The following is a 9,010-nucleotide window of genomic DNA, read 5'->3' as shown; positions in this document are numbered from 1 at the left end:
TTCCTCTTCCTGCCGCCGCTGGCGCTCCTGCCTCTCCTGTTCCAGCTGCCTCTGCCGCTCCGCGGCGGCCTCCAGGTCCCGCCGCTTTTTTTCCTCCGCCCATTCCCGTTCCTTCTGCCTTCGGACGGCCAAGGTCTGCTCGGCGCGCTGCTCCGCCGTGTCCAGCCCGGTTTTCGGCTGGGTGTCCGATACGGAAACGCCGGGGATTCTCACATCGTCCAGCCGCGTTTCCTGCAGTTCCACCTTGCCCATGGAATTTACACTCCTTTCCGTAAAACATGATTTTGTCTTGTCTTCTAAAACGCCGCAAAAAGTGTGTTTATGCAGACCCACTGAGCCCCACAGACCCAAGCCCGGAACGCTCCGATCGCGGGCATAAAAACAGACCTCCTGCTATAGAGCCGTTCGTGCGTTCGAAACTGCCGATAGTCAATCACTTACTGAGAGCGACTGCCGGAGCACCCTCCAATGGAGATTCAAGAGGCCGGGGCCGCTTGGTCTGTTTTTGGTGACTTTTTGCAGAAACAAAAAGTTACCCCCGGCGGGGAGCGCGCCAATCCCGTCCAAACCTCGTAATCAAAACCGAAAACATACGAAGAAGCCTCCTACACCAGCCTCCGGAACCGGAACTCGGCGCATTCCTCGCAGTACACCAGACCGCTGATAAAAAACGCCCCGTCCCCGTGATAGATCCCTTCCCCGCAGTCGTCGCACCGGAAAATGGGGACAGACTCCTCCGGTTCGGCGCGGCGTTCCGGCACAGGATTCATAAAAAGCACCTCTATTCCTCCGCGAGCCACCTGCGGGAACGGATACACATCTGGTGGATCCACTGCCGGGACAGGTGGAGCTCGTGCGCGAGCTCCGCGCTGCTGCGCCCCCGCATGCGCTGGGTTAGTACATAAGCCTGCCTGGGATTATTCTTCCGGATGCGCCGGAGGATCTCCTCCGCCCGGTACCGGGAAAGCAGCCTCTCTTCGAAGGAGGGTCCGGCTACCAGCTGTTCCATGCTCATATCGTCCAGGGATAGATCGGGCACGTCTTTTTTTCTTTTGCTCCGGTTTTCCAGTCTGTCGTAAGCCGACAGCTCCCTGCGGATACAGGCGTAAGCGTAAGTGGAAAATCTGCCGATGCCGTTTTCAAAGCCCTTCGCCGCTTTCCAAAGGCCGATGGTGGCCACCTGGATATAGTCCTCATCTTCCGCCTTGTGGGGATAGTGCCGGTTTAATATGGTATAAATCAGTTTTTTGTTCCGCGATATCAGTTCTTCCGTGCTGGGGGGAACGGACCCTGCGCTTGCGTGCTCTCCGCTGCCGCGGCTCTGCTCGGAAGCGAGGGGACATTCAGATTCGGAAAACATATATTTACCTCCTCTTGTATAATCTTACAAATTATGATAAATTGACTTTGTGTGCAGATTAGCCTGCGGCATAAAAGCTTGTATTTGGCGCTTTTCCAAAGGAAGAGGGGAGGGGGAGACGTAGTAGAGAAGAATACAAAAATCCCGTTACGAGATATATATATCACGTAACGGGCTAATTGTCAATGCGAGAATGAAAAAAACCTTGAAAAATCATTGCTAATTATCGCTATTAGTGATAACATGAGAATGGGGTGTATTCTTTGAAAAGATTGGCGGAATTGAGAAAAGGAGCAGGTTTGACCCAAGCTTCACTGGGAAGGCTGATGAATGCCGCCCAGAACAGCGTGAGCAATTGGGAAAACGGGACAAGGGAGCCTTCCAACGAGGATTTGAAAAAGCTGGCGGATTATTTCGGTGTCTCAATTGACTATCTGCTGGAGAGAACGGACGATCCGGATCCCCCGTCGGAGCTTATTCAGGGAGAGACGGAGGCAGAAAGGCTGGGGGCGCTCCTCAAGGATGCCGAATTGCGTGAACTGGCCGAGATCGTCTTGAAAGTGTCGCCGGCTTCGGCGAAGAGGATTCTGGAAGTTGCTCAGGCGTTTCTGGCGCAGGAGCAAGCATCCCGCGGGAAAAACGCATGATTGCGTCCAGAGATTGTCTGTTTTTTAGCTGACTTGCGGTAAATACGATGCTCTTCATGATTTCCCAGTTCGGGTGAGTGGAATCCATCGCAATCAGTCCTTTCCGATAGAAAGCCGACAGGGCGGAGCAGGGCAAGACACCCCTTAATACGACATAATAGTACCATATATGTAAGTTTATTACAATAGCTTAATATGAGATATTAAAGCATTATTTGTAATATATTGTAGAATGACAGAAGAAATCGACAAAGAAGATTAAAATACGAGGTCGTTTCGCCGCAGAAATGTCGAAAAAGCACGGTGTACCCGATATGGAAAGAAGCGGAAAAACGACCGGGTATCCAGAAGGAGGAAAATATGAAAACAAAGGTTAGCATGTTCCTGGCGGGAGCGCTGATAATGGCGCTGATGGTTTCCCTGGGCGGCGCTTCGTCCGCTTCGGCAGCGACGAAAGCGATTCTGGCGGACTACATGGGCATTACCGTCCGGGTGGACGGGGAAGTCCTGAATCCCACGGATGTAAACGGGAACCCAACGGAACCCTTCGCGGTGGACGGAACGACCTATCTGCCCGCCAGGGCGATTGCCGATGCCTGCGGATACGACGTATCGTGGGATCAGGATACCAAGACCGTGGATCTTACAAAGAAAGCCGAATATACCACCTGCTATGGTGAGTTTGCCGTTCCCGCCCTGGAAAACATACTGGACGGTTCGGAATATGTTTCAGAGCAGATTGATACCGGGAGCGTTACATACATCTATCCGGTGAGCAGTCTCCCCGAGGGCAGCTTTATCGGCGATTATGTGGTGCTTCTGGGGAAATATGGGTTTGAGTACCTGGATACCACAGTGGAGGACGGAATCGAAAAGGTCTTGTACAAAAACGGGTTTACCGGCGTTATTGTGAGCCTCTATTACGACGGGGGCGGGGATTATTACTGCGTACACGTGCAGACCGTGAAATAAGAGCTGAGGCATGCGGGACGGAGAACACAGCGGCTCCGTCCCGTATTTTTCATAGCCCGTATCCCGGATGATCGGGATTTCACTCCGATGATACTTTCTCTTTGCCAAATACTCTCCGGCGGTGATATAATAATTCAAATGGGAAATTCAGCCGAAGCAAATGGAAATACCTCGGGTAATACGAATGAGGAGGACGGAAAATGAAAAAAGGTACGTTGAAGGGTTTTTTAGCCGGGATGGCCGTAATGGCGATTCTGGTATCCGTGGTGGGTTCCGCTGTGGCGACCTTTGGCGCGAAGTCACTGACGGTGGATTACTGCAACATTCAGATCCTTGTGGATGGATCCAAGCTCAATCCCACGGACGTGAACGGCACCCCGGTGGAACCCTTCGCATATAAAGGAACCACCTATCTGCCCGCCCGCGCCGTTGCCGATGCCTGCGGCTTCAATGTGGAATGGGATCAGGACAACTATACGGTAAAGCTGACAAAACGCGATGCGTCGACCTACGCGAACGAATATAAGGAAATCGGCGTGCCTGCCATGGAAAATGTCTTCCCCGACGCCGTATATGAGAATACGCAGTATCTGGACGGCGAAGTGATTTATACCTACGACAGATCCTCTCTTCCCAAGGACATCCTCCTGATTGACGGATATGAAGGCTGGCTGGAGGATAACGGGTATAAGCTCACCTCTTCCGAAACCGACGAAAACGGCAATACGGTCTATACATTTGAAAATAAAAGCAACGGCATGACCGTGACCGTCAGCAGCAGCGCGGACGATACGAAACTGTTCGTAACGGTGTATTACGGGGATTCCAGCACGGATCTGAATACCAGCGAGCCGAGCTGACGGACCAATGCCGGACGGCCGGGACCCGGAGCTTTCGGTTAGGGCCGGTTTTCCTGGCTGTAAAATGGCGAAAAACGGTTGACAAGGACCGGGGAATCGGCTATACTTCAGTACAACAATGCGATATGGTATGAAAGACTATGACGGAGACAGTAGGCGCCGCGCAGGCGTTGCAGCGAACCGGGGAGGATGGGAGCCCGGCACGGCAGGCGGCAGCTGAAAATCACTCCCGAGTTTCCGGCCGAACGATTCAGTAGGCCCGGACGGGTTCCCCCGTTAAAAGGAGCGCGTATGACGGTATGCAGGAATGGGTGGTACAGCGAGATTATGGCTCTCGTCCCTTTGCGGGACGGGAGCTTTTTCTTACCGGATGGCGGAAAAATCCGTCGATCCGTCGAAGGAGGCTAAGAAAATGAAAGAAAAAGAGACCGTGGAGATCCGGTGGCACGGCCGGGGAGGGCAGGGGACCAAGACCGCCTGTCTGCTCCTGGCGGACGCCGCCTTTTCCTCCGGCTGTTATGTGCAGGGCTTTCCCGAGTACGGCCCGGAACGCATGGGTGCGCCCATCACGGCTTATAACCGGATCAGCCGGGTTAGAAACACCGTGCACTCCAACATCTACGAACCGGATTTTGTCGCGGTGGTGGACGAGAGCTTGCTTCGCTCGGTGGACGTCACCGCCGGCCTGAAGGAGGACGGCGCGGTGATCGTCAACAGCGCCAAGACGCCGGAGGAGCTGCGGCCCCTCCTCAACGGGTACAAAGGGAAAGTCTGTTCCGTCAATGCATCCCGGATTTCCCGGGAGACCCTGGGCGGAAACTTCCCCAATACCCCCATGCTGGCTGCCGTGGTCTGGGTCAGCCGCGTGGTGGATCCGGAAAAATTTATCGAAGACATGGAGGCGTCCCTGAAGCATAAATTTGCCACGAAACCCCATGTGATTGAGGACAATCTCAAGGCTCTCGACGTATCCATGAAGGAGGTGCAGGTAGGTTGATTCCCAAAGCTTCCGAGATAAACGAACGTTCCTCCTGGAAGGAAATGACCCAGGGGGGAGAGATAGCCGGCGGGGGGACCGCCCGCCTGGTGGAAACCGGACAGTGGCGCTCCCGGCGGCCCGTGCATCTGACGGACAAGTGCCGCCAGTGCCTGCTGTGCGTACCCTGCTGCCCGGACAGCTCCATCCCCGTTCAAAACGGGAGGCGGAGCGATTTCGACCTGATGCACTGCAAAGGCTGCGGCATTTGCGCCAAAGTATGCCCCTTCGGAGCGATCCAAATGTGCGGGGAGGTGGAGGAATGAACAGACGCGACCGCCTTTCGGGAAACGAGGCCGTGGCTTTTGCCATGAAGCAGATCAACCCCGACGTGATGGCCGCCTTTCCCATCACGCCTTCCACCGAGATCCCCCAGTATTTTGCCTCCTATGTAGCCAACGGCGAGGTGGACACGGAATTCGTCACCGTGGAATCCGAACACAGCTCCATGTCCGCCTGCATCGGCGCCGAAGCCGCCGGAGCCCGTGCCATTACCGCCACCTCGTCGGCGGGCCTTGCCCTCATGTACGAGGTCCTTTACGTGGCGGCTTCCTCGCGCCTGCCCATCACCCTGGCCTGTGTCAACCGCGCCCTCTCCGGGCCCATCAATATCAACAACGATCACTCCGACTCCATGGGGGCCAGGGATTCCGGATGGATTCAGATCTATTCCGAGACCAACCAGGAGGCCTATGACAACTTTCTCCAGGCAATGCCTATCGGGGAGGACCCTTCGGTGCGCCTTCCCGTCATGGTCTGTCAGGATGGGTTTATTACCAGCCACGCCGTGGAGAACATCGAGCTTTTGGACGACGCATCCGTCCGCGCCCTGGTGGGGGAGTACCGGCCGGAGAATTATCTCCTGAACCCGGAAACGCCCCTGGCCGTCGGCCCATACGATATCAGCGCCTATTACATGGAACATAAGAAACAGCAGGCCGAGGCCATGAAAAACGCCAAAGCCCGCATCCTGAAAGTAGCGTCTGAGTTTGAAAAACTCACCGGAAGAAAATACGGCCTCTTTGAAGCCTACCGGATGGAAGACGCAGAGCTTGCCCTCCTTCTTATCGGCTCCAGCGCAGGGACGGCGAAGGCCGCCGTGGACCGGCTGCGCGCCGCGGGCGTCCGGGCGGGTCTTGTGAAGCTGCGGGTTTTCCGGCCTTTCCCCGGGGAAGAGCTGGCGGAAACCCTGAAAAATGTCCGGGCGCTTGGGATCATGGACAAGTCCGAGGGGTTTTCCTCCTGCGGAGGTCCTCTCTTTGCCGAGGCGCGCGGCGCCCTGTATAACCTGGAAAAGCGCCCCCTGGCGGTCAACTATGTTTACGGCCTGGGCGGCCGGGACGTTCGGGTGGAGGATTTCGTAAACATCTTCGGGGAACTGTCGTCCATAGCGGCATCCGGCAAACCCGGCGAGGTTTACCGCCATATCGGCCAGCGGGATTGACGGGAGCTTTACTCTCAAAGTTTCCACCAAGTTAATATAATGTTATTCCGAAAGAAATTTACTTTCGAATGCTGTACGGAATTGATTCTACTGACAGAATCAGCCGCATAACCCCAATACCTGAACCTACCTATTACAGAATGAAAAACTTCTTAAACGCCGCAAAAGGTACGTTTTTGCAGACTTATTAAGCCCCACGACCCCAGACCCGGAGAGCCCCGATCGCGGGCTGAAAAACAGACTTCTTGCTACCGGGTTGTCCGTGCGTTCGCAACTGCCGATAGTCAATTTGTCATTAAGAGCGCTTACGGAGCACCCCTCCCCGGGGATCCAAAGGGGCCGGGGCCCCTTGGTCCGTTTTTGGTGACTTTTTGCGGAATCAAAAAGTTACCCCCGGCGGGGAGCGCGCTGCTCCCGTTTAAACCTTTCGCAAAAAAATTCACATGAATCTATGAGTAAATATTCTCCCTGCGGAGAGCGCGTAACCTTAGTCCAGATTCTGGTAAAAAATAGAAGATCCTCAAATCCACCCTGGAAGGGAGAGCTATAGAATGGCCTATAACCTGAAAACAGAACTGTCCAAGCCCGAGCGCTTTACGGGGGGACACCGCCTCTGCGCCGGCTGCGGAGCGGCCGTTACGGTACGCGCCGTCATGCGCGCCCTGGAGCCGGAAGACAAGGCGGTGGTGATAAACGCCACCGGATGCCTGGAGGTTTCCTCCTTCCTGTACCCCTTTACCGCATGGACGGACAGCTACATACACAGCGCTTTTGAAAACGCGGGCGCAACCGCCGGCGGCGTGGAGGCGGCGTACCATGCCCTGAAGCGCCGGGGAAAGCTGGACGGTGAATATAAATTCATCGCCTTCGGCGGAGACGGGGGCACCTATGACATCGGGTTCCAGTCTCTGTCCGGCGCTTTGGAGCGGGGCCACGACATGGTATATGTCTGCTATGACAACGAAGCTTACATGAATACCGGCATCCAGCGATCCTCCTCGACACCCCGCTTTGCCGATGCCACCACCTCTCCCGCGGGAACCGTGTCTCCCGGCAAACGGCAGAACAAGAAGGAACTCACCGAAATCGTAGCCGCCCACAACATCCCGTATGTCGCCCAGTCCGCCTTCACGTCAAACTTCCGGGACCTTCACGAAAAAGCCAGGAAAGCCATCTATACCAAGGGCCCGGCCTTTCTCAACGTTCTGTCGCCCTGTCCCCGGGGATGGCGGTACGAGACGGAGGAGCTCATGGAGATTAGCCGCCTTGCGGTGGAAACCTGCGTCTGGCCGCTTTACGAGGTGGAGGACGGCGTCTGGAGCCTGAGCTATGAACCGAAACGGAAGCTCCCCGTGGAGGAATTTCTGAAAAAACAGGGAAGGTTCGCCCACATGTTCCGGGAAGAAAACGAGTGGATGCTGAAGGAAGCACAGGACTATGTGGACAAGCGCTGGGAAAAGCTGCTGGCAAAATGCAGGTGAATTTGTTCAGTGAAATTGTCGAAATCCCTTGCATAAAATCACACAAAAAGGTATAATTGCTTCGTTGCTCCCGTTGTGGGACGGGAGGATGGAGAAAGATCTGCCGCGTCTGTTGGGAGGATGCGGCAGAATCTTGTTATCCCGGAGAACATATCCGAATAAGAAACAAAGGGAAAAGGCGGTAAAAAAATGAGAAATCGGAAAGGCGATCTCCTCTGGGCCCTTGTGCTCCTTGTCTGGATCCTGATCCTGGTGATTCCCTCCGCACGCACGGCTTTTATCGGGGCGACCGAAGCCCATCCCTACATCGGCGGCTTTGTGAAATTCGCGATCCTCGCCACTATGGGCGACCTGCTGGGAGCGCGCATACTCAACAAGAGCTGGGTGATTCCCAGGGGCTTTGTTGCCAAAGCCTGCGTCTGGGGCGTTCTTGGTATGGCCATCACTCTGGTTTTCACCGTGTACAATGCCGGCGCGGCGGCGGCCATGGCGGCCGGAAGGCTTCCCTTTGCCGGGAATAAATTCGCTCTGGCCTTCTTCACCAGCTTTATCATGAACGTGACTTTCGGCCCAATGCTGTATATGTATCACAAATACGGCGATCTTCTGGTGGAGACCCGGATCGAAAAAGTAAAGTATACGGTAAAGTACTTTGTGGACAAAATTGACTGGTACACCATCGTGGGCTTTTCCTGGCTGAAAACCTGCCTGCTCATCTGGGTTCCCCTCCATACCATTGTATTTCTCCTGCCCGCCCAGTACCGGGTGCTGGCCTCCGCCTTCCTTTCAATCCTCCTGGGTGTATTGGTGGCACTTACAAAGCTCAAATCCCAGGCGGCAAAAAACGCTGAAAATAAGGCGTAAGGACAAATGGATTCCCCGTCCCGGAATGGCGGGGGAAGGCTATATTGCCGGCTGAGTATTCCGAAATTTCACGCTCCTGGAAGCGATAAGCTTCCGGGGCGTTATTTTTTTGTCTATAAATTGAATAAACGAGGGCTTTGGATGAAAGCTGCACGCTCCCCGCCGGGGGGAAAGCAATAAAGGTACATTTTGAAAAAGAAGGAGTATTTTGTCGAACGATTTTCCCTCGCGTCGCTTTCCAAAATCAGACAAAAATCCATACAATGTGTACGGATAAAACCGGAATACGGGAAAGAAAGGAATGTGCACATTGGGAAAATTGTCACTGCAGGAAACGCGGCTGGAC

The 9,010-nt window shown here is 54.7% G+C and carries 11 protein-coding genes; 8 read left to right on the top strand and 3 right to left on the bottom strand.

Annotated elements, in window-relative coordinates; translation table 11 throughout:
* From B9A13_RS13735 to B9A13_RS13730, 3 genes are all read right to left on the bottom strand, one after another.
* Window positions 1–252: hypothetical protein (locus B9A13_RS13735; protein ID WP_200809736.1), on the bottom strand; the 252-nt coding region annotated here is incomplete at its 3' end.
* Between the two features lie 353 nt (window positions 253–605).
* Window positions 606–779, bottom strand: a complete 174-nt coding sequence (locus B9A13_RS14185) for a hypothetical protein (RefSeq protein WP_159448159.1) — start codon at window positions 777–779, stop codon at window positions 606–608.
* A 2-nt stretch (window positions 780–781) separates the two neighbouring features.
* Window positions 782–1,360, bottom strand: coding sequence for a sigma-70 family RNA polymerase sigma factor (locus tag B9A13_RS13730; protein WP_084235723.1), 579 nt, complete (start codon window positions 1,358–1,360; stop codon window positions 782–784).
* A 254-nt stretch (window positions 1,361–1,614) separates the two neighbouring features.
* Here B9A13_RS13730 and B9A13_RS13725 point away from each other — a divergent pair, with 254 nt between their 5' ends.
* From B9A13_RS13725 to B9A13_RS13690, 8 genes are all read left to right on the top strand, one after another.
* Window positions 1,615–2,007, top strand: a complete 393-nt coding sequence (locus B9A13_RS13725) for a helix-turn-helix domain-containing protein (protein WP_084235722.1) — start codon at window positions 1,615–1,617, stop codon at window positions 2,005–2,007.
* A gap of 360 nt (window positions 2,008–2,367) precedes the next feature.
* Window positions 2,368–2,979 carry a stalk domain-containing protein gene (locus B9A13_RS13720; protein ID WP_084235721.1) on the top strand — a complete coding sequence of 204 codons (612 nt, stop codon included), beginning with the start codon at window positions 2,368–2,370 and terminating at the stop codon, window positions 2,977–2,979.
* 200 nt (window positions 2,980–3,179) lie between these two features.
* Window positions 3,180–3,839 (top strand): stalk domain-containing protein, encoded by a 660-nt coding sequence (locus tag B9A13_RS13715; protein WP_084235720.1) that lies wholly within the window; start codon window positions 3,180–3,182, stop codon window positions 3,837–3,839.
* Window positions 3,840–4,251: 412 nt separating this feature from the next.
* Window positions 4,252–4,836, top strand: a complete 585-nt coding sequence (locus B9A13_RS13710; RefSeq protein WP_084235719.1) for a 2-oxoacid:acceptor oxidoreductase family protein — start codon at window positions 4,252–4,254, stop codon at window positions 4,834–4,836.
* Entirely contained in the window at window positions 4,833–5,141 is a 309-nt protein-coding gene (locus B9A13_RS13705) for a 4Fe-4S binding protein (RefSeq protein ID WP_242942877.1), read from the top strand. The genes B9A13_RS13710 and B9A13_RS13705 overlap by 4 nt, the downstream gene beginning before the upstream one ends.
* Entirely contained in the window at window positions 5,138–6,319 is a 1,182-nt protein-coding gene (gene porA / locus B9A13_RS13700; protein WP_084235718.1) for a pyruvate ferredoxin oxidoreductase, read from the top strand. The genes B9A13_RS13705 and porA overlap by 4 nt, the downstream gene beginning before the upstream one ends.
* 551 nt (window positions 6,320–6,870) lie before the next feature.
* On the top strand, window positions 6,871–7,800 hold the full coding sequence (locus tag B9A13_RS13695) for a thiamine pyrophosphate-dependent enzyme (protein ID WP_084235717.1): 930 nt from the start codon (window positions 6,871–6,873) through the stop codon (window positions 7,798–7,800).
* Window positions 7,801–7,989: 189 nt separating this feature from the next.
* Complete coding sequence (locus tag B9A13_RS13690) at window positions 7,990–8,664, top strand: hypothetical protein (protein WP_084235716.1); 675 nt, start codon at window positions 7,990–7,992, stop codon at window positions 8,662–8,664.
* Window positions 8,665–9,010 lie beyond the last annotated feature (346 nt).

Source organism: Papillibacter cinnamivorans DSM 12816, assembly GCF_900176335.1.
GTDB lineage: Bacteria > Bacillota > Clostridia > Oscillospirales > Oscillospiraceae > Papillibacter > Papillibacter cinnamivorans.
The sequence above is the reverse complement of the archived record's forward strand: the minus strand, read 5'-3'. Positions and strand labels throughout refer to the sequence as shown.